The following is a 20,401-nucleotide window of genomic DNA, read 5'->3' as shown; positions in this document are numbered from 1 at the left end:
GACGCACATCCCGGGGAGGTTTGGTGTCGCGACGTGTCGTGGGCGTCACGCTGGACAACCTGGAGCAGTTGCCTTTGCACTGCCGCCGGTGCGTCTACTGGGAGCTGGCCCCGCACCTCAAGGAGCAGGCCGAAGAGTTCGGGGAGACCGAGGTCGAGAAGGAAGCCTGGGTGTCGGGCGTGCTGCTCGAATGGGGTTCCTGCGGCCGGATCATCCACAGCGGCGACCTCCCCGTCGGCTTCGTGCTCTACGCGCCGCCGAGCGCCGTGCCGAGGGCCAACGCGTTCCCTACCTCCCCGGCGAGCCCGGACGCCGTGCTGCTCACGGCCTTCCACGTCGCCCCTGAGTTCCGCGGTGGCGGCCTCGGACGGGTCCTCGTGCAGTCGGTGGCCAAGGACCTCACGCGACGCGGTGTGCGGGCGATTGAGGCGTTCGGTGACGCCGACCCCGAAGCGGGCACCGAGGAGCACGCGTGCGTGGTGCCTGCCGCGTTCCTGCAGAGCGTCGGCTTCAAGACCGTGCGTCCCCACCCGCGGTGGCCGAGGCTGCGTCTCGAGCTGCGCTCGGCGATCTCGTGGAAGGAAGACGTCGAGGCCGCGCTGGAGAAGCTGCTCGGTCAGGTCACCGTCACCACGGCCACGCCGAGCACCACACGCGCCTAGTTGTCCACAGTTCTGTGCACAACTAGGCCACTTATCCACACCCAGGGGGACTTGTGCACATGCGCGGTGCCGCCGTGGACTCCTGAATGCAGTGAAGGCCACCATGCCTGCGCCCGCCCGGCTCCCCTACCACCCAAACGGAGACGCTGTGCGCCGCTGTGCCTGTTCCACGCAGTGAAGGTGGCCTTCACTGCATCGATGGCAAGGGTTACTCCGCCTTCGCCAGTTCGTGGGCGAGGACGTCGGCGAAGGTGAACGTGCCGGTCGGCTGGTCGTTCTCACCGAGCAGGTAGAGCCGCTTCACCGCGATCAGGATCCCCTCGGCCACCACGTCGCGGAACGCGGGATCGGAGAGCCTGCGCCGGTCGTCGTGGTTGGTCAGGTAGCCGATCTCGACTCGGACCGCGGGGCAGCGGGTGCGGGTGAAGATGTCCCACGTCTTGGGGTGCGTGCGGCAGTCGCGCAGGCCCGTGCGCGCGGCCAGCTCGCGCTGGATGTAGCCGGCCAGCAGCTCGCCCACCGTGGACGTGGTGCCGTTGCCGGTTCCGAAATGGAAGCTCGCGACACCCTGCGCGTACGGGGAACGGTTGCCGTCACAGTGCAGGGAGAGAAAGAGGTCGGCGCCCGCGTCGTTGGCGAACTGCGCGCGCTCCAGCTCGGACGGGCTGTGCGCGGGGCCACGGGAGATCAGCGCCTCCATGCCGGTGGCCTTCATGCGGCCTTCGAGCCGCCGAGCCAGATCCCAGGCGATGTCGGACTCGCGGATGTCGTCGACGACGACGCCGTGGTCGGCCCCACCGTGGCCGGGATCGATGACGATCCGTTTGCCGCGCAGCCTCGGGCCCGCCCTGCGCACCTGCTCCTGTTCGCGCAGGAACACCGGCCGGCCACCACGCGCGCGCGGCGACAGCTGCCGCAACGCCCGCACGGTCGCCGGACCGCAGATGCCGTCCACGGTGAGCCCGTAGTCGCGCTGGAAGTTCCGCAGCGCCCGTTCGGTCTGCGGGCCGAAGCCGCCGTCGGGGCGGCCCGCGTCGTAGCCGAGCTCGGTGAGCCGCTCCTGCAGCGCGAAGACATCGTCCCCGTGCACCGGCGACGAGACGAGGTAGGCGAGCGGCCTGCTGCCGAGGTGATAGCTCGAACCCCGCAGCGCCCGGTACGTCGCCGGACCGACGATGCCGTCGGTGATCAGGCCCCTGCGCTGTTGGAAAGCGCGCACGGCCTGCTCGACGACGGTGTCGAAGGCCGCATGGGTGGGCGACCCGTCACCGGGAGGGAGCAGGTCCAGGCTGCTGAGCATGGACCTGATCTCGGCGACCTCCGGTCCGGTGTCGCCGCGGCGGAGTACCCGCATGCACTCCTCGCTCTTCCTTGGGCACCAAGTGCGCTCGATGCTGTGCGATGTGAATCAGGGCCCGGCGGCCCTGGGCCTCTATTGTGCCTTGTGAACTCTCAGTGAGCGCGTAGGGCCGGTGAGTGCGTTCCGGCGTGGCGCATCCAGGACACACGGGAACCCGGGTGCGCGAACTGACGCGCCGCCCGGGTCCCGCGAGTCGCGACGAGAAGTGTCAGAGCACGTCGGCCAGGTCGGACAGCAGCGCTGCCTTCGGCTTGGCCCCGACGATCTGCTTCACCGGCTTGCCGCCCTGGAAGAGGATCAGCGTCGGGATGGACATGACCTGGTAGTCCCGAGCCGTGTTCGGGTTCTCGTCGATGTCGAGCTTGGCGATGCTGAGCTTGTCCTTGTGCTCGGTGGCGATCTCCTCGAGCACGGGCGCGACCATCTTGCACGGCCCGCACCAGGTCGCCCAGAAGTCGACGAGCACGGGCTTGTCGCTGGTGAGCACGTCGTCGGCGAAGCTGGCGTCGGTCACCTTGACGGTGTCGGTCATGTTCTCTCCCTGTCCTTTTCGGTTGACGTCAGTTGGCCCGGGTCGCGTAGCCGCCACCCACGAGTTCGGCTGCCTCGTGAGCCTCGCTGACCCCGGAGTGCTCGGCCAGCCAGCGCTCTGCGTCGATGGCGGCGGTGCAGCCACTGCCTGCCGCGGTGATCGCCTGGCGGTAGGTGTGGTCCACCAGGTCGCCCGCGGCGAACACGCCGTCGATGTTGGTGTAGGAGCTGCGGCCCTTGGTGAGCACGTAGCCCTCGTCGTCGAGGTCGACCTGCCCCCGCACGAGCTCACTGCGCGGGTCGTGCCCGATCGCGACGAAGAACCCGGTCACGTCGAGCTCGGACTCCTCGCCGGTGACGGTGTCCTTGAGCTTGAGCCCGGCCACCTTCCCGTCTCCGACGACCTCGGTGACCTGCGAGTTCAGCTTCCAGCGGATCTTCTCGTTCGCCTTGGCGCGCTCGAGCATGATCTTGGAGGCGCGGAACTCCTCGCGCCGGTGGACGATGGTGACGCTGCGCGCGAACTTGGTGAGGAAGGTCGCCTCCTCCATGGCCGAGTCGCCGCCGCCGACCACCGCGATGTCGTGCTCGCGGAAGAAGAAGCCGTCACACGTCGCGCACGACGACACGCCGCGGCCGAGCAGCTCCTGCTCGCCGGGAACCCCCAGATACCGCGCCGCGGCGCCCATCGCGAGAATCACGGCGCGAGCCGCGTACCGCTTGCCGTTCGCGGTCACGTACTTCACGTCGCCGGTGAGCTCCAGCTCCTCGACGTCCTCGGACCGCAGATCAGCGCCGAAGACCTTCGCCTGCTCGCGCATCTCCTCCATGAGCTCGGGGCCCTGGATACCCGACCGGAACCCCGGGTAGTTCTCGACCTCCGTCGTGGTCATGAGCGCACCGCCGAACTGGGAACCCTCGAACACCAGGGGCTCCAGCTGAGCGCGTGCCGCGTAGACGGCAGCGGTGTACCCAGCGGGACCCGACCCCACGATGATCAGGTTCCGAACGTCCTCTCCAGCCACCCGTGACCTCCGCTTCGACGACAACCTGCGTACCAGGCTCAACACGATCGTAGGTGCGGGTGTTCCCGACGTGACGTGGGCCGCTGCCAAACGGGCCGCCCCTCCCGGCACGTGGAATGGGCGGCCCGTTCTGGCAGGTCCTGGGTACTACCGGCCGATGATCTCGTCCTTCAGCAGGCCCGGGTTGGCCGGACCGCAGTCGGGCGCGAGCGCCACGAGGCGGAACTGGGCGAGCTCGCCCGTGGTGTAGAGCACGAACACGGCGTCCCGGCCGTCGATGGTCCCCGGGGTGATCCCGACCGGCTGCTTGACCGGGTCGATTCCGTTCGCCTCGAGGCAGGCGTCGAGCCGCTGCTCGTTCTCCAGCGGGCCGAAGTCGCGGACGCCCTCGACCTTGCCGATGGCGGCGTTGATCTGGCCGCTGTCGACCGCGACGCCCGGCGTGGGCGCGGCGACTCCTGGGGTCTCCTCCCGCGACGCGTCAGGGGCGACGATCACGACCGCGGCGACGACGGCGGCCGCCGCGGCGAGGAACCCGGCGCCCCAGCCGGCGCGGCGGTTCCGGCGCTTGCGGGCCGCGTCGATGCTGACGACGTTCGAGCCACCGCGGGCTTGCTGTTCCTGCGCGAGGGCGGCGTCGATTCTGGCGGCGACCTCGGCGGGCATGGGCGGCACCGGCGCTGCGCTGAGATCGGCGAGGTCGGCGCTGGTCGCGTCGAGCGCCTCGATGATCGTGCGCGCCTCGGGGTCGGCGTTCACCCTCGGCCACAGCTCGGCGGCTTCGCTTTCGCTAAGCACGCCGGCATGCAGATCGGCGAGCACGTCGACAGACCACGGGGGGCCGACGGCCCCACCCAACCCCCTAGTTTCGTCTGTCATCGTCCCTCCCCGTGTTTGCTTTCGTGAGTTGGGACGTCACCCTCCGGCTCGGGGTTCCGCAGATGACCGAGAAGTTTCGCCAGTTTGCCGCGCCCCCGCGCACATCTGCTCTTGACCGTTCCCTCCGCGATACCCAGCATCTTCGCGGTCTCGGCCACCGAGTAGCCCTCCACGTCGACCAGCACGATCGGTACCCGCTGCTCTTCGGGGAGCTGGTCGAGCGCCTCCTTGATCACGAGTCGGGTCTCGCGGTCGGCCATCGAGTCGCGCGGCACCGCGGGCTCGTTGTGTCCCTGCTCCGGCAGCGGGACCGTGGGCCTCGCCTGACGTCTGCGCACCCGGTCGAGGCACGCGTTGACGACGATCCGGTGCAGCCAGGTGGTCACCTGCGACTCGGCGCGGAAGTTCGCCGCCGCGCGGAACGCCGAGATGAATGCCTCCTGAAGGGCGTCCGCGGCCTCCTCGGGATCACGGACCGTGCGCAGTGCGACCGCCCACATACGATCCCGGTGCCGCCGCACTATCTCGTTGAACGCGTGCGGGTCTCCTGCTGCGTGTGCCGCGATGAGATCGGCATCAGTGGGCGCTGCTGCGGTCACTCGGAAGAGACTACTAAGGCGGGTGGATCAGTCACCCGGCAGGCAGGAACGTCAGTTCGCCCAGTTCCGAGGCGAACCGCGGCGCCTCGCCGGAGAGCGAGGTGATCCAGACGATCACGTACCGGGCGGAAGTCGGCTCCTGCAACTGGATCTCGGTATCGGTGCCCTCGAGCGTGCCCGAGCCGACCACCCTGGTGTCGTCCAGCGCGGGGTCCGCGTCGTCGGCGATCCTGATCTCGACGTCGGTTCCGGGGCTGTCTGCGGTGACCTTCACCTTCGCCAGCTGCAACGGCGAGTCGAACGTGGCGACGAGACCGACGCCGGCTTTGAACGTCGGGAACTGCTGGCGGTACTCGTCCGTGCGCCAGACCGTGGCCGGGTCGCCGTCGATCGCCAGCCCGGCGTCCTCGACGCTGTCGCCCTCGCCCTCCGGGTTGTAGACCGTGACCTCGTTGGGCGCGACGGGCTCGCCGTTCGCACCCGGCTGCGGAGCGGGCGGGTTCTGCGGTTGCTGGTTCGGTGGGTTCTGCTGCTGGGTGGGCGTCGGATCGGCGAGGTTGACCGGCGGCCCGCTCGACTCGGGGTCGTCCTGGAAGAAGCTGATCGCCATCATGCCCAGCCAGGCCAGGATGCCGACCGCGGCGACCACGAGCACCGTCACGCCGAGTGCGAGCTTGCGCCGCCTGGCCGCGTCCTTGACCGGCTTCTTGGTGGTCCAGACGCCGCCGTCGGGATCGACGTTCGGGTCCTTGGCGATGTACTGGGTGCGTTCGGCTGCCTCCGCGGCCTCGTCGAGCACGCGCAGGATGGCCGCGCTGGTGCGGATGCCGCCGTGACCGCCGTCCTCGATCGTGCGCACGGCGAGGGCCGACAGCTCCTGGGGCACCCTCGGCTCCAGCGAGCGGGCCGGCACGACCCGGCCCGTCGGCGAGCGCGGCGCCGCCGGCACGGCGGGCGGGCCGCCCGGCAGCGCCCAGCGGCCGGTGAGCAGCAGGTACAACACGGCGCCGAGCGCCTTCACGTCGTCGCGCAGCGTCGCGTCCGGCAGCGGGCCGGGGAACGCGAGCCGCAGCCTGCCGTCGGGGGTCAACCGGAGCCGCTGCGGATGGTCGAGGCCGAGCACGAGACCGGACTGGTGGGCCAGTTCGACCGACTCGGCGAGTGCCTGCACCATGCGGGCCGCGGTGCCCGGTTCGACGGGCCGCTCCGCGACGAGGTCGATGAGGTCGGTGCCCTTGGTCCACTCGGCCACGACGATGCCGAGCAGGCCCTCGCTGGAGGAGATGCCGTTGCCGAGGCTGAGCACGTCGAGCACCCTGGCCACGCCGGGGTGGTTGAACTTGGCCGCGTGGGCCGCCCGCTCGAGCGTGCGCCTGCCCAGCCGCGCGGCCTCCGCGTCGGCGGGGTCGCCAACGAGCATGGTGAGGGCGACGTCCCGGCGCAGCTGGCCGTCCCTGGCCCGCCACAGGTGAGCGCCCGCGCGTTCGTCGATTCCGAACTGAGCGAGCAGCCGGTAGCGGCCATCGCCGACGACGCCGCCGGGCGCCAGCGATCCACCCCGCGTACTCGTGCCCACCGGGCCGGACCCCCTGCCTTCCTCGACGACACGTTTCTCACGAGGGTACGTGAACACACGCAGCGAGAGGCAGTTTACGCGCGCCGGACCATTCGGGTGATTCTGCGGGTCACCGGGGTGAGCTCGTCAACCTTGAGTGCGATCAGCACCCCGAACGAGACACCGATGCCGACCACGCCCTGCAGGATCAGCTTCACCCAGGCGCCGAGCACGGGGCCGAGCGCATCCGGCACGAGCCAGCCGACGACCACCGCGGCGAGCGCGCCGAGCCCGCTCGCCACCACCGTGAAGAGGATGACGCCGAGCACGCGCTTGCTGCGCAGGTTGCCGAGCTTGACCCACAGCCACACCTGGCCGAGCACGGCGCCGACGACGAACACGAGCGAGTTCACCATCATCACGCCGAGCACGACGTTGACCGGGTGCAGCACCGCCGAGGCCAGGTACAGCAGCGGGATCTTCACCGCGGTCATCACGACCATGATCAACGTGGGCGTGCGCGAGTCCTTCATCGCGTAGAACACGCGCATCTGCAGCATCACCAGCGCGTACGGCAGCAGCCCGAACGCCGAGACGGCCAGCGCCTGGCCGAGGCGCTCGGCGTCCTCCACCGAGCCCTTGCCCAGCGCGAACAGCGCGACACCGATCGAGGTGCCTGCCACGGCCATCACGGCCGACACCGGCAGCAGCATCAGCGTGGTGAGCCGCGAGCCGTAGGAGAGGTCGCCGATCAACCTGCGGAAGTCGTTGTCGGCCGCGGCCCGGCTCATCTTCGGCATCAACGCCGTGAGCAGCGAGACGCCGATCACGCCGTAGGGCAGCTGGAACAGCAGCCACGCGTTGGAGTAGATCGAGGCACCACCGGCGGCGCCGGCCGTCAGCACCCGCGTGTTGACGACCATGCCGATCTGGCTCACCGCGACGTAGCCGAGGATCCACAGCGCGAGCCCGCCGAACTCCTTGAGCCGCTCGTCGATGCCCCAGCGCCACCTGAAGCGGAAGCCCGAGCGGCGCAGCGCCGGCAGCAGGAACAGCGCCTGCGCCACCATCGCGGTCAGCACGCCGACGCCGAGGACGAGCACCTTCGGGTCGCTCATCTGGGTCGGGATGATCGTCGGGTCGCCCGGTACCAGCGCGAACGCGGCGATCGTGGCGAAGATGACCAGGTTGTTGATCACCGGGGCCCATTGGGCGGGGCCGAAGATCTGCTTGGCGTTGAGGACCGCCGAGAGCACCGCGAAGAGCCCGTAGAAGAGCAGGCCCGGCAGCAGCAGGTAGGCGAACCACGTCGCGAGCTGCGGATTCGCGTCGCCGGTGTCGTCCATGAGCAGCGACGTCAGCCACGGGGCGAGCGCGACGGAGACCACGGTGCCGATGCCGAGGATCGTCACCGCCATCGTCAGCAGCCGCTGGGTGTAGGCCTCGCCGCCGTCCTTGTCGTCCTGTGAGCGCACGAGCAGCGGCACGACGACGCTGGTCAGCACGCCGCCGAGCAGCAGCTCGTTGATGATCAACGGCAGCGTGTTGGCGACGGTGAAGGAGTCGTAGAGCACGCCGAGCGTGGCGACCCACGCGAGCATGACCTTCCACGCGAAGCCGGTGATGCGGCTGGTGAGCGTGGCGATGGCCATCCGGCCGCTGGCCCTCGCCAGCGACGGAGCCTTGGCCTGCTCCTCCTCCTTCGGCCGCTCCAGCTGGACGGCGGGCAGCCGCTCGCCGATCTCCGTGTGCCGGAGACCGTCGACGATTCGCGGCATCATCCGCGTCGCGAGCTCGTCGTACGGCCTCAGCACGTCCGGGTCGGCCGCGGGCCAGCGCACCCCGGGAGGCATCCCGCGCTCGCGCGGGATGTACATCGTCGACTCGCCCTGCTGCGGCGGCGGGGCGACGCGCCGGGTCCGGTCGGCCTCCTGGCGCCACGGCCGCACCGGCTGACGGCGCTGCTGTTCGGCCGGGCGGCCCCTGCGCGGCGGCCCCTGCGGCGGCGGGGGTTGCGGAGGCGGCGGCTGGCGGACCTGCCGCGTCCTCGGCGGAGGTGTTGGAGGGGTTGGAGGTGGCGGCGGCTGGGCCGGCAGCCTCCCCTGCTGCTGGCCCTGACCGGGGTGCCGCGGCGCCCGGCCGTTCTCGCGTGGGTCCGGCGGGGGCTGCCTGCGCCGATCAGGCGGTGGCTGCCGCTGACGCTGAGGGTCGGCAGGAGGCGGCCTGCGCCCCGCTCGCGGCGGCGGCGCATCGGGACGTGGAGGCCTCCCGGCGTGCTCAGGCGGCAGGCCCGGCTCTCTGTCCAACACGTCCCAATCCGTCGGCGGTCAAGCTTGGTCGATTCAGGGTAATCCGGAGCCGGGACTAATCTCAGGTCCTATCGGCTCTAGGTGCCCTTCCTCGCCTTCAACCGACGGTAGATGCGCCTGCCGGAGAGCAGCACGAGTGCTCCGGCAGCTGTGGCCGTGAGCACGACCGTGACCACGCCGAGCTCGCTGGAGGAGAAGTCGAGCCGCGCGGGTGTCCCCAGCTCCGTGCCGCCTGGAGTGGTGAGCGAGACGTCCAGGTTGAAGCGGCCCGAGCGCAGCGCCTCGGCCGGGATGTACTGCGGGATCTTGCTGTTGGCCGAGAGCAGCGAGTCCGGCATGTGAGCGGGGCGCAGGCCCGCGTTGTTCTCCAGCCGGATCCGCACGGTGATTGCGACCGGCAGCGAGTTGCTGAGCGTCACCGGCAGGGGGCTGGACCCGGATGCGAGAGACACCGACTGCGACAGCGTGGTCACCGTGACCTGCCTGCGCAGCGTGGTGAGCTGCGCGGTCGCCGCCCTCGCCGCGGCCTTGCCCAGGCTCGAACTGCTCTGCCAGGCCGTGGACGTGGCCCTGAGCACGGCGTTGTGCAACGGCTGGATGATCGCGGCGGGTTGCACCTGCCGCGTCGGGTCCACCGACATCGCGCCCTGCAGGTCGGCGGCGACGCTCTCGAGCTCGGACAGCTCTGCGATCACGTCGCCTGGCACGGAGAACGCACTGTCGAGAGTGCCCGTGTCGCCGTCCGCGGCCGCACCGTCCTCGGGCGGACCCGCGAGCACCTCGTCGAGCGAGGTCGGCTCGACCATCCCCGCCGCCTGCAGTCCCGCGAAGGAGTCGAGGAAGGCGGCGAGCTCGCCGACGGGCGCGTCCCAGCGCCGGGGCGGCGCCACCAGCACGGGTCCCTCCGGCTCCTCGCCGAGGCCCGCGTGGAAGGCGAGCGCCGCGATGCCGTTCTGCGTCGCGATGTTCGGCTGGTCGGCCGGCGTCTGCGCGCTCGTTGCCGTGCTGCGGGCCCCGCCGAGGGCGACCGAGGTGAGCGAGTCGTAGGGCAGCGAGCGCACGCCAGGGTGTCGGCTGGCCTGCTGGAGCGGGTCGGTGATCAGCGTCGTCACGCCCGCGTCGGCGACCCGGCGCAGCGCGGGCTCGTCGAGCGCACTGCCCGGCCACACCAGGCCGGGCTTGGGCTGCACACCGAGCTTCTGCAGGATCGACGTGCCGTTCAGTGCGGTGCCGACCAGGTCGGTGGCCGTGTTGACCCTGGAGACGGCGGTGAGGTCGGCGTCGGCGTAGGGCAGCTGGATGACGCAATGCGCGGCGACGAGGTCACGCAGCTTCTCCAGCCACTCGGCGGCGGCTTCCCTGCCCGAGCCCGGCAGCTCTCCGGACGGCGTGCGTACCTGGTAACCCCTCGACATCAGCTCGACCGTGTCGAGCAGCTCGGGGTCGATCGCGAAGCAGAGGGAACCGAAAACGGCGGGGTTGTCGCGCTGCGACGCGGCGGCCGCCACGAGTGCGTCGAGCCTGCCGCCTGGCTTGAGCTCGGCCGCGAGGATGTCGTCGGCCAGCACCAGCGGACCGCCGTGCGGCGACGAGACCACCTGCGGCTTGCTGGAGGTGATCGGCCACAGCATCGACACCGACGCGGGAGCGGCCTCGCTCGGCGGGTCGATCACGGGCAGCAGCGTGCTCACCGAGGCGAGGCGCGCGGCGCCGCCGTAAGCAGGGGTGCCGTTGACGTTCACCAGCAGCGGGTATACGCCGGGCGCCGACAGCGGCAGCTGGTCGATCGGCACGGTCAGGGTGACGCGGGCGGTGTCCCCGGGCTGCAGCGTGTCGGCGACGCTCTCCCATTCGGAGGCGCCGGAGTCGGTCGGCGGGGCCTCCGTGAGCGTCTGCTCCAGCTCGTCGTCGCTGGTCTGCGGGGCGCCGAGCTGGAGGCGGGCGACGATCTCGGTGATCGGGCGGTCGCCGACGTTGGTGACGTTGCCCGTCACGACGAGCGTGTCTTCCTGCGGGGTGACGATGCGCGGGGACAGCTGCTCGAGGTCGAGCCGGAGCCGGTTGGGCGTGTCGAGCGGCTGCGCGGCCGAGCCCGTCACGCCGAGCAGGCCCTGCGCGATGCACAACGCCAGTGCCAGCGCGAACGCGCTGAGCTTGTTCACTGCTTGCTCACGCCCTACTCACTCCGGTGCTTGCTGGAACATCTCGCGTGCCTTGCGCACGAGTTTGCGCTCGTCGGCGTAGGCGAGCCTGCTCTCCAGCTCGGGCAGCGGGACCCACGCCACCTCGGTGACCTCCACGTCCTCGTCGGACAGCTCGCCACCGCCGGCTTCGAGGAGGAAATGATGCACGGTCTTGTGGACCCGCCTGCGCTCGGCCACGAACCAGTAGTCGATCGTGCCGAGGGGCCGCAGCACGTGCGCGGTGATGCCGGTCTCCTCCTTCACCTCGCGCACGGCGGTCTCCTCGGTGGTCTCGCCGTCCTCGATGTGCCCTTTCGGCAGCGACCACAGCAGCCTGCCCTGCCGGTCGAGCCTGCCGATGAGCACGGCGTGCTCCCGTTCGGGATCGACGACCAGCCCCCCGGCCGAGGTCTCGTTCACGGTGGTCAGCCGCCTACCACGACGACGCCGGGACCGTCGTCCCGGTTTTGCGCCACCGGAGCGACCGGCCGATCCAGGCATGCTGCGATGCTAGAGCAAATGGTGCCGCCGGTACGCTGGCTTCTCGTGTCCGTGTTGATCCGCTTGTGTTGTAAGGGAACCGTGTCGGGGGTGGGATCGGCGTGAACCACACCACCGCGAAGCGGGATGCGGTGACCGAGCTGATGCGCATCTCCCCGGTCGCCGAGGAGCTCGCCGCCCGCTTCGACAAGGCGGGGCACCGCCTCTATCTCGTCGGCGGCAGCGTGCGTGACGCGCTGCTCGGCAGGCTGTCCCCCGATCTCGACTTCACCACCGACGCCCGCCCCGACCGGATACAGGCGATCCTCTCCGGCTGGGCCGACGCAGTGTGGGACACGGGCATCGAGTTCGGCACGGTCGGCGCCTCGCGCAGGGGTTCGACGCTGGAGATCACCACGTTCAGGGCGGACGTGTACGACCGGGTCGGGCGCAAGCCGGAGGTCTCCTTCGGTGACACCATCGAGGGCGACCTCGTGCGCCGTGACTTCACGGTCAACGCGATGGCGATCGAGTTGTCGACAAAGACGTTCATCGACCCGCACGACGGCCTCGAGGCGCTGGCCCGCAAGAGGCTCGACACCCCCGCGACGCCGGAGGAGTCCTTCGCCGACGACCCGCTTCGGATGCTGCGGGCCGCCCGGTTCGTGGCGCAGCTCGGGTTCGAGCCCTCGCCGAGGGTCGTCACGGCGATGACCGAGATGTCCGGTGAGATCGCCAGGATCACGGCCGAGCGCGTGCAGGCGGAGCTGTCGAAGCTGCTCACGGGCGCCGCGCCGAGGCGGGGCATCGAGCTGATGGTCGACACGGGGCTGGCCGACCACGTGCTGCCCGAGGTGCCCGGCATGCGGCTCGCGATCGACGAGCACCACCAGCACAAGGACGTCTACGAGCATTCGCTGACCGTGCTGGAGCAGGCCGTGGACCTCGAGACGCGGCACGAGCCGACATCGGGACCCGACCTGGTGCTCCGGCTCGCCGCGCTGCTGCACGACATCGGCAAGCCGGACACACGTCGCTTCGAGCCGGGCGGGGGCGTGAGCTTCCACCACCACGAGGTCGTCGGCGCGAAGCTGGCCCGCAAACGCTTGCGAGCGCTGCGCTACTCCAAGGAGATCGTCAACGACGTCTCCCAGCTCGTGTACCTCCACCTGCGGTTCCACGGCTACGGCAAGGGCGAGTGGACCGACTCGGCCGTGCGCCGCTACGTCACCGACGCCGGTGAGCTGCTGCCCAGGTTGCACAAGCTCGTGCGGGCCGACTGCACCACCCGCAACCGTCGGAAGGCCGCCGCGCTGCAGCGGTCGTACGACGAGCTGGAGGCGCGGATCGCGCGCATCGCCGAAGAGGAGGACCTCAAGGCGGTGCGGCCGGACCTCGACGGCAACGAGATCATGAAGCTGCTCGGGATCCCGCCGGGTCCGCTCGTCGGCAGGGCGTGGCGGCACCTCAAGGAGCTGCGGCTCGACCGGGGCCCGCTCGACCACGACGAGGCGGTCGCCGAGCTGCGCCGATGGGCCGCCGAGCAGGGGATCGAGCCGGCGGGATGACGGCGGGAGAGCCCGCGAGACGGCGCACCAGCTTCCTCGGGGCGCTGCTGCGTGGGGGCGCGCCCGTGCTGGCCAGCTCCACCACCGGGCTCTCCGACGAGCTCGCCGACCCCGCCCCGGTGCGCGGCACGCGCCGCCTTCGGCAACTGGCCGGACCGGTCGACACCGGATACCGCGACGGGCTGCTCCTACGCGCGGCCCGCTACGTCGCGCTGGTACCGCTCGCGTACCGGCTGCTCGCGGTGCCGGGTGCCTTGGTGGCGTTCGTCGGCCACGGCAGTGCGGGCCTCGCGCCCGTGGCGGTGGTGGCGGCGTGCTCGGTGGCGCTCAACCTCTTCGGTGCCTACTGGCTGCTGCGTGGGGCTCCCTTCCGAGAGCGTCCCGCGGGGTTGCTGCTCGCGGTCGACGTCGGGTTCGCGCTGGCGGCGAACCTCGTGGTCGGTGCGACCGTGCCTCCGGAGGCGCTGGAGAGCGCGGCCGAGGTGCCCGGCAAGCACCTCCTCGGTGCCGTCGCGCTGCTGACCCTCGCCCTCGGGGTCGGCTTCGGCGCCGCGCTCGCGGTACTCGGCATCCCGCTGCGGGCGGCGATGTCGTGGCTCGCGGGTGACGGCTTCGACCTCGACGCCGGCCTCTCGCAGTTCGGCACCACCCTCGGCGTGCTGCTGACGGCGACGGGCGCGCTCGTGCTACTGGGCCTCGGCACGCGGCTCGCGCTCGCCTACGGCATCCGCACCGGCAGGCTCGCAGAGCGGGCGGCACAGCAGCGGCGCCTGCACGACACGGTGTTGCAGGCGCTGGAGGCCATGGCGCTACCGGGCGATGGCGACGCCGAGGACCTGCGCCGGATGGCTCGCGCGGAGGCGATCGAGCTGCGCAGACACCTGGAGTCGGAGAGCGGCGGCGAGGGCGGCAGGCTCGCCGAGAAGCTGGCCGCGCTCGCGGCGGACATGGCACGCGACGGCCTGCGAGCACAGCTCGTGGCGGCGGAGCCAGACGGCGAAACGCTCTCTGAGGTACGTCAGATCGCCGTCCGCGACGCCGTGCGGGAGGCGCTGCGCAACGCACTCAAGCACTCGGGCGCCGACACGGCGCTGGTGCGCGTCGAGCAGCGCGACGGCGGCATCGCGACGATCATCCGCGACCACGGCACAGGGTTCAGTCCCGAGTCCCGCCCACCCGGGTTCGGCATCAGCGAGTCGATCGTGGCCCGACTGGCCGAGGTCGGCGGTACCGCCAAGATCGAGTCGTCCCCCGGCAAAGGCACGCGAGTCACCCTCTGGGTCCCCCGCTGACGTGCCCCCAAGGCCACCTTTGTTGCGTTGAGCGCACCAAAGGTGGCCTTGGGGTGCGTTACGTCCGTCGTTCGAGGGCGCCCGTTTCGACGTGGTGCCCGATCGCACGGGGCAGCAGGTAGGCGATGGCTCCGCCGGGCAGCGGACCCCACGGCCGGGTCACGCCGGTGAGCACGCGGATCGGCCTGCGCACCTCGTAGCCGTGCACGTCGTACTCCCGCTCGAACGCCAGCGACGTCGTCGGGAACGGGGTGCCCTGCGGGTGCACGAGGTTGCCGCCCTCGTTGCCGTAGCGTCGCACCATGGTGCCGACGGGCAGCGTGACCAGGCGCTTGTTCCGGTAGTAGTTCAGCGGCGGCTCCCCGCGCAGCGGCAGGATCGGCCAGTCGGTCGCGTGCGCGGGCGGCTCGTGCGCCTCGGCGTCGTCCGGCACGCCCTGCCTGGCCCGGCCGGGCAGCAGCAGCACCGCGCCGAGCAATGCCTCGGCCGCCGCCTGCACGCGCGGGAAGTACCTCGGCTCGACGGGCTCGCCGTCGGCGTACGGGGCGACCTCCCAGCCGTGCGGCGTGCGGTGCAGGCACCACGCGCCCTCGGCGGTCTCGCCGATCCGGTACGCGCTCTCGGCGACGCCGTACTCGGCGAGCCGGGTGCGCAGCACGCGCAGCACCTCGGAGGCGCGCAGCCCCGGCCTCGGCTCGGCCCCGCGCTCCACCTTCGTGACGGCGTCTGCCTCGGCGAGGTCCTCGGTGGTCTGCGGCGGGTGGGGCCGCCCGGTGACCTCGGCCTCCGCCGTGGCCCGCACGCGCTGGGGCACGTAGGGCGTGCGGTAGTCCTGCGCGCGGATGTGGTCGAGCAGCTCGCCTTCGGGTGGGACGCCGTATTTCCGCAGGTAGTGCGGCACGGCGGCGGGCCAGATCCACACGCCGTCGGTGTGGAACGCGTCCGGCACGTTCGGCGCCCCGCCCGGGACGAAGATGTCGGGAAGGGCGCCGGGCCGTCCCGTCGCGACCGGTGCCCGGTAGAGATAGCCGAGGATGCGCGGCACCTCGTCCTGCGGCACGGGCGGACGGTTGACCACGGGCTTCTCGCCCTCGGCGTGGCTGTCGACCACCCTCGCGAGCCGGAAGCTCACGTCGAGCGGCAGTCCGGCCTTCGCGGCGAGCCACGCCGGCACGTGCTTGCGTGGGTAGTAGCCCAGCTCGGCCTCGTAGCTGCGGGCCGTGGTGCGCCCCTCCGGCGCGAGCCGCCACTCGGGTTCGGCTTCGGCGTCGTAGTCGAAGTCGAAGTTCGATCCGGAGTCGAGTGTGAACGTGCCCTGGAACCAGGTGCCCGTGTCGGGCGCGTACATCGCGGAGCGCAGCTGCGCGAACAGCTGGCCCAGCTCGGGCGGCGCCGACAGCGACACCGCGACGTCGCCGGCGACGGCCCGCACCTCCAGCTCGGAGTAGTCGCCGACCTGGCGGAACCGTGCGCCGACCCGCTGCCAGCCGGACGGCAGGAAGCCCAGGATCGTGCGGCCGATCGCGCGCAGCAGCGCCTGCGTGTCGCCGCTGCCCGGCTCGCTGCGCGGTGCGCCGTCCTCGGTGAAGTCGTGCCGCTCCTGCCAGAGGACGGTCAGGCTCTCCGGGTCGTCGGTCGTGGTGGTGAAGTCGGTGAGCCCCAGTTCGGCGGCGACCCGCTCGTCCCGGCCGGCCCAGCGCAGTGTCAGCTCACCGTCGCCCGACCGCGGCTCGACGCGGTAGGGCTCGTCGTCGTACATGCAGTAGGTGTGGATGCCGAACGTCGCGTTGGCCTCGGCCGCGGGCACGACCTTCGCCGGCGAGCCGTTCCACTCGGTGTCGAAGCCCTCGGGCGCTTCGCCCGGCCGGGCGATCAGCAGGACGCTCTCGTCCGCCGTCGATCGCTGTGCTCGGAAAATCTGGCCGTTCCACAACGCGTACAGCGCGTCTGGCCGGTCGGCCACCTCGACTCGGTAGCGCACGACGTTCCCCCCTCGGTCACCTCACCTTAATTAAACCTGGCGGGCGTGCCGATTGCGCCTGGGTGTCGGCCTCGGTGGCACGGGCGGCGGAGTGGCCGCCGGGGGTTCGTGCTGCTGTGCCCGCGCAGCGCCTTGGCGGACAACGTCGAGCACGGTCCTGGCGAGTGAAGCCGGATCGTTGCCGTCGAACGCGGTGGGCGCGAACTCGAGCCCGGTCAGTGTTCCGGTGGAGTCGACGGTGGCGCGGACGAGCCCGTCTCGCGATGTGACGGTCGCCGACGCTGTGTTACCAGCCATGGTCACAGGCTCACCCTAACGGGTGGCGACGAGATATCCGGCGATACCGACGAGGTAGAGCACGATCGCGACCACGAGCAGGCCCGGTGAGTACCCGTCGAGCGGCGCGAACGCGGCCGCGAACGACACGGCGGCCACCTGCATGGTGTTGAACAGGGTGTCGTAGAGGGCGAAGACCCGGCCGCGTGCCTCGTCGCCGACGTCGCGCTGCACGGCGGCGTCCACGCACAGCTTGATGACCTGACCGCCTGCCGTGATCACGAACGCGGCCAGCAGCACCGTGGGCAGCACGAGCGGCAGCCCGAGCACCGCCTGTGCCGCCGCGGCCACCCCGAGCCCGCACACCACCGCTCTGCGCCTGCCGAACCGCGTCACGAGCTTCGGGGTGAGCAGCCCGGCGAGCAGGATCCCCGCGCCGCCCATCAGCGCGACCTGGCCGAGCCCCGGCAACCCCGCCTTGAGCGGGCCGACGTCGGTGAAGGAGTAGCGCATCAGCAGCACGGTGAGCAGCAGCGAGATGCCGAACGCCGCGCGGTGGGCCAGCAGTGCGATGAGCCCGGCTCGCACGCTCGGCGTGCGCGCGGCCGCCTTCACTCCCGAGGCGAGGCCCGCGGCGACGGCGGCGAACGCGTTCGCCGGCTCGTCCACGCTGTCCGGGCCGAGGCTGCCCCTGGCGAACCGCGTCGCGAGCACCGCGCCCAGCGCGGAACCGAGCACCGCGAACGACGTGGTCCACGCCGAGCCGGTGTCGCCTGCCCCGAAGATCGACCGAAGGCCGATCGCGCACGCGCCGCCGAGCACGGCGATGGCGGCGCCCACGGTGGCCGAGAAGGCGTTGGCGGTGACGATCCGTTCGGCGGGCACCACGTGCGGCAGCGACGCCGACAGCCCGGCACCCGCGAAGCGCGAGACGCCCATCACGAGCAGTGCCAGCGAGAACAGGGGCAGGCCGTCAACCCCGGCGCCGACGGCCGCGGCAGCGGCGACGACGGCGAACCCGCGCAGGAGGTTGGCCACGACGAGCACGCGCCGCCGGTCCCAGCGGTCGAGCAGTGCGCCCGCGAACGGGCCGACCACCGAGTACGGCAGCAGCAGCGCGGCGAAACCGCCCGCGATGGTGGCCGCGTCGGCGGCGCGCTCGGGGTTGAACAGCACCGCCCCGGCGAGGCCGGCCTGGAAGGCTCCGTCGCCCCAGTGCATGGAGAACCGCAGGTAGAGCAGCTTCCGGAACTCGGGGATGGCCAGCAGCGCACGGGGCACGGCAAGCGTTGCCCTGGTCTGCGCTCCCGCTGTCACAAGTTCTCAGCTTAGGCCCGTTCCATGGCGTCGGCGTGAGGTCGTGAGTTGATCGAGCACCGTGACTCCGGCCCTCGGTGCGGGTGGGATCATGGACGGGTGCGAGCGGACGCCGAGGTTGAGCCAGGCACACTCCTGGTCGCTGCCCCCACGATGTTCGACCCCAACTTTCGCCGGACCGTGGTCTTCGTGATCGACCACCGCGACGAGGGCACCCTCGGGGTCGTGCTCAACCGGCCCAGCGATGTCCCCGTCGACGAGGTGCTGCCGAGCTGGGGTGAGCACGTGGTCGAACCGCAGGCGGTCTTCGTCGGCGGGCCGGTCGAGAAGAAGACGGCGCTGTGCCTCGCAGCTCTGCGCACGGGCGAGAGCGCGGCGAGCGTGCCCGGGGTGATCGCGGTGCGGGGGCCCGTCGCGCTCGTCGACCTCGACGCCGACCCCGACGCGCTCGTGCCGAAAGTGCGTGGGCTACGGGTGTTCGCCGGCTACGCGGGCTGGGACTCGGGGCAGCTGGCCGGCGAGATAGACCGGGGCGACTGGCTGATCGTGCCCGCCCTGCCCGGCGACGTGCTCGCGACGCCGAAACGGGACCTGTGGGGTCAGGTGCTGCGCAGACAGGGCCTGCCGACCGCGCTACTGGCTACCCATCCTGGGGATCTGCAACGGAACTGAAGTCTTCCCGGCCCCTAGGAGGCCGAGGTGGCCGGGTCGGGTCCGGCGCCGCTCAGCGCGGAGCAGCCACCGGCACCGCACGCGCAGCCCGCACAGCCCGCGGGGGCCTCCTGCGGCGCGGGGACCGCGGCGGCCGCCCGGTGACCGAGGACGCCGCCACCTGCCACGAGCACGAACATGCCGATCAGGCCCACCACCGCCGCGATGATCACGCCGACCGCGTTGGGCATCACCAGCCCGGCCGCGCCGGAGAGCACGCCCACCGCGCCGGCGGCGATGGTCGGCAGGCCCGCGACCTTGTTGGCGACGCGGAAGGCCTCGTCGCTGCGCAGCGTGGCCGCTGTGCGCACTCCGGCGCCGCGGTCGCGGGGCAATTTCTCCCGCAGGCCGAGGAAACCACCCCAGCCGACCAGAACGCCGAGCACCACGGGAATCAACGCGACCACGAACACAGACCCGAGAATACGTTCCATTCCAGGTCACCTTGTCGACACCCTGATGCGGTGTGCTGAAGGCCATGTCCCGCGCCTTCCTCGCGACCGGCCTGCTCGGCGCGCTGTCGCTCACGCTCGTCACCGTTCCCGGCGCCTCGGCGCACACCCCCGACGTCCGCCTGCTGGGCGTCACCACCGTGCCGAACGCGATGCCGTTCGAGGGCACGACCGTCGGTGGGCTCTCCGGCATCGACCGCGACCCGCGCACCGGCGGGTACGTCCTCGTCAGCGACGACCGCTCGCAGCTGCAGCCCGCCCGCTTCTACACGGCCGACATTGACGTGAGCGCCGACGGACTCGGCGAGGTGACCTTCACCGGCACGCACCCGTTCACCGGACGGGACGGCACGCCGTACCCGGCGGATTCGGTCGATCCTGAGGAGCTGCGCGTCGACCCGTGGCGTGGCGGCTACTACTGGAGCCAGGAGGGCGAGCGCAGCGCGACGGTCCTGTCCGACCCCTCCGTGCGCGAGGCCACGCGCACCGGCGCGTACGTGCGCGACCTGCCGATCCCGGACAACGAGCGCATGACCGAGACGGCCGGGCCGCGGCGGAACCAGGTGCTGGAGGGCATGACGTTCGCGGGCCTCGGTTCGCTCGTGGTCACCGCGCTCGAGGGCCCCCTGCTGCAGGACGGGCCCGAGGCGACCCCCGAGCACGGCGCCCTCTCGCGGATCACCGTCCAGGGCAGGCGAGGTCCGGTGCTCGCGCAGTACGCCTACGAGCAGGAGCCGATCTTCGCGCCGCCCGCCGCCGGCGGCTCGGCCAACAACGGCGTCGTCTCGATCCTCGCGTCCGATCAGGCGGACCCCACTCGGTTCCTCGTGCTGGAGCGTGCCTACGTGAGCGGGGCCGGCAACCGCGTCCGGATCTTCGAGATCGACACCAGCGGGGCCACGAACGTGCTGAGCGTGGACTCGCTCGCCGAGGCGAAGAAGGTCAAGCCCGTGCGCAAGCGGCTGGTGGCCGACCTGGCGGACCTGCCGCTGGAGCACGTCGACAACGTCGAGGGCATGACCTGGGGCCCGAGGCTCGCCACCGGGGAGCGCAGCCTGCTGCTCGTGAGCGACGACAACTTCTCCGCCGGCCAGGTGACGCAGGTCATCGCACTCGCCATGAGGTAGGGCCTTCGGAAAACGCGCTGGCGGGGGTAGCTACCATAAAGCCGTGCATTCGGCCAGCCTGCTCCTTAGCCGGCCGCACTGACCGGAGGCTCCG

At 71.4% G+C, this 20,401-nt stretch carries 18 protein-coding genes; 5 read left to right on the top strand and 13 right to left on the bottom strand.

Annotated features, from left to right (window positions below; genetic code table 11):
- Positions 1-23 precede the first annotated feature (23 nt).
- Complete coding sequence (locus FCN18_RS01680) at positions 24-662, top strand: GNAT family N-acetyltransferase (RefSeq protein ID WP_112265853.1); 639 nt, start codon at positions 24-26, stop codon at positions 660-662.
- 208 nt (positions 663-870) lie between these two features.
- Here FCN18_RS01680 and FCN18_RS01675 read toward each other — a convergent pair whose 3' ends face one another.
- From FCN18_RS01675 to FCN18_RS01635, 9 genes are all read right to left on the bottom strand, one after another.
- Positions 871-2,016 (bottom strand): N-acetylmuramoyl-L-alanine amidase, encoded by a 1,146-nt coding sequence (locus FCN18_RS01675; protein WP_112265851.1) that lies wholly within the window; start codon positions 2,014-2,016, stop codon positions 871-873.
- 214 nt (positions 2,017-2,230) lie between these two features.
- Positions 2,231-2,611: a thioredoxin gene (trxA, locus tag FCN18_RS01670; protein WP_407675763.1), complete on the bottom strand. Its 381-nt coding sequence runs from the start codon at positions 2,609-2,611 to the stop codon at positions 2,231-2,233.
- A complete protein-coding gene (gene trxB, locus FCN18_RS01665; protein ID WP_112265847.1) occupies positions 2,583-3,578 on the bottom strand; it encodes a thioredoxin-disulfide reductase in 996 nt (331 codons plus the stop codon). Before trxB ends, trxA begins: the two co-directional genes overlap by 29 nt.
- Before the next feature lie 147 nt (positions 3,579-3,725).
- Entirely contained in the window at positions 3,726-4,457 is a 732-nt protein-coding gene (locus tag FCN18_RS01660) for a hypothetical protein (protein WP_137092903.1), read from the bottom strand.
- A complete protein-coding gene (gene sigM / locus FCN18_RS01655; protein WP_112265843.1) occupies positions 4,454-5,056 on the bottom strand; it encodes an RNA polymerase sigma factor SigM in 603 nt (200 codons plus the stop codon). Before sigM ends, FCN18_RS01660 begins: the two co-directional genes overlap by 4 nt.
- A gap of 31 nt (positions 5,057-5,087) precedes the next feature.
- A complete protein-coding gene (locus FCN18_RS01650; protein ID WP_112265842.1) occupies positions 5,088-6,632 on the bottom strand; it encodes a protein kinase family protein in 1,545 nt (514 codons plus the stop codon).
- A gap of 74 nt (positions 6,633-6,706) precedes the next feature.
- Positions 6,707-8,560 (bottom strand): murein biosynthesis integral membrane protein MurJ, encoded by a 1,854-nt coding sequence (gene murJ, locus FCN18_RS01645; protein ID WP_112265841.1) that lies wholly within the window; start codon positions 8,558-8,560, stop codon positions 6,707-6,709.
- 437 nt (positions 8,561-8,997) lie between these two features.
- Positions 8,998-11,082: a DUF6049 family protein gene (locus FCN18_RS01640; RefSeq protein ID WP_137092901.1), complete on the bottom strand. Its 2,085-nt coding sequence runs from the start codon at positions 11,080-11,082 to the stop codon at positions 8,998-9,000.
- 18 nt (positions 11,083-11,100) lie between these two features.
- On the bottom strand, positions 11,101-11,604 hold the full coding sequence (locus tag FCN18_RS01635) for an NUDIX hydrolase (protein ID WP_112265839.1): 504 nt from the start codon (positions 11,602-11,604) through the stop codon (positions 11,101-11,103).
- A gap of 101 nt (positions 11,605-11,705) precedes the next feature.
- Here FCN18_RS01635 and FCN18_RS01630 point away from each other — a divergent pair, with 101 nt between their 5' ends.
- Entirely contained in the window at positions 11,706-13,151 is a 1,446-nt protein-coding gene (locus FCN18_RS01630; RefSeq protein ID WP_369973547.1) for a CCA tRNA nucleotidyltransferase, read from the top strand.
- Positions 13,148-14,443: a sensor histidine kinase gene (locus tag FCN18_RS01625; RefSeq protein WP_228713565.1), complete on the top strand. Its 1,296-nt coding sequence runs from the start codon at positions 13,148-13,150 to the stop codon at positions 14,441-14,443. Before FCN18_RS01630 ends, FCN18_RS01625 begins: the two co-directional genes overlap by 4 nt.
- A 58-nt stretch (positions 14,444-14,501) precedes the next feature.
- Here FCN18_RS01625 and FCN18_RS01620 read toward each other — a convergent pair whose 3' ends face one another.
- Genes FCN18_RS01620 through FCN18_RS01610 form a run of 3 tightly spaced genes read right to left on the bottom strand, consistent with a single transcriptional unit; the run spans position 14,502 to position 18,017 of the window.
- Positions 14,502-16,424 carry a TNT domain-containing protein gene (locus FCN18_RS01620; protein WP_137092899.1) on the bottom strand — a complete coding sequence of 641 codons (1,923 nt, stop codon included), beginning with the start codon at positions 16,422-16,424 and terminating at the stop codon, positions 14,502-14,504.
- Between the two features lie 30 nt (positions 16,425-16,454).
- The gene (locus FCN18_RS01615) at positions 16,455-16,721 is read right to left on the bottom strand and encodes a YbaB/EbfC family nucleoid-associated protein (RefSeq protein ID WP_228713563.1); all 267 of its coding nucleotides are present in this window, start codon (positions 16,719-16,721) and stop codon (positions 16,455-16,457) included.
- 15 nt (positions 16,722-16,736) lie between these two features.
- Positions 16,737-18,017 (bottom strand): MFS transporter, encoded by a 1,281-nt coding sequence (locus FCN18_RS01610; RefSeq protein WP_228713561.1) that lies wholly within the window; start codon positions 18,015-18,017, stop codon positions 16,737-16,739.
- Between the two features lie 51 nt (positions 18,018-18,068).
- Between FCN18_RS01610 and FCN18_RS01605 the strand changes: the two genes are divergently transcribed.
- Complete coding sequence (locus FCN18_RS01605) at positions 18,069-18,689, top strand: YqgE/AlgH family protein (RefSeq protein ID WP_255565649.1); 621 nt, start codon at positions 18,069-18,071, stop codon at positions 18,687-18,689.
- Positions 18,690-18,703: 14 nt separating this feature from the next.
- Here the strand turns inward: FCN18_RS01605 and FCN18_RS01600 are convergent, their stop codons facing one another.
- Positions 18,704-19,141 carry an SdpI family protein gene (locus FCN18_RS01600; RefSeq protein ID WP_112265829.1) on the bottom strand — a complete coding sequence of 146 codons (438 nt, stop codon included), beginning with the start codon at positions 19,139-19,141 and terminating at the stop codon, positions 18,704-18,706.
- Positions 19,142-19,206: 65 nt separating this feature from the next.
- Here FCN18_RS01600 and FCN18_RS01595 point away from each other — a divergent pair, with 65 nt between their 5' ends.
- Entirely contained in the window at positions 19,207-20,307 is a 1,101-nt protein-coding gene (locus FCN18_RS01595) for an esterase-like activity of phytase family protein (RefSeq protein WP_137092897.1), read from the top strand.
- Positions 20,308-20,401: the final 94 nt, after the last annotated feature.

This window comes from Prauserella endophytica (assembly GCF_005146945.1).
Taxonomy (GTDB): domain Bacteria; phylum Actinomycetota; class Actinomycetes; order Mycobacteriales; family Pseudonocardiaceae; genus Prauserella_A; species Prauserella_A endophytica.
This window is presented reverse-complemented; position numbering and strand designations above follow the sequence as displayed.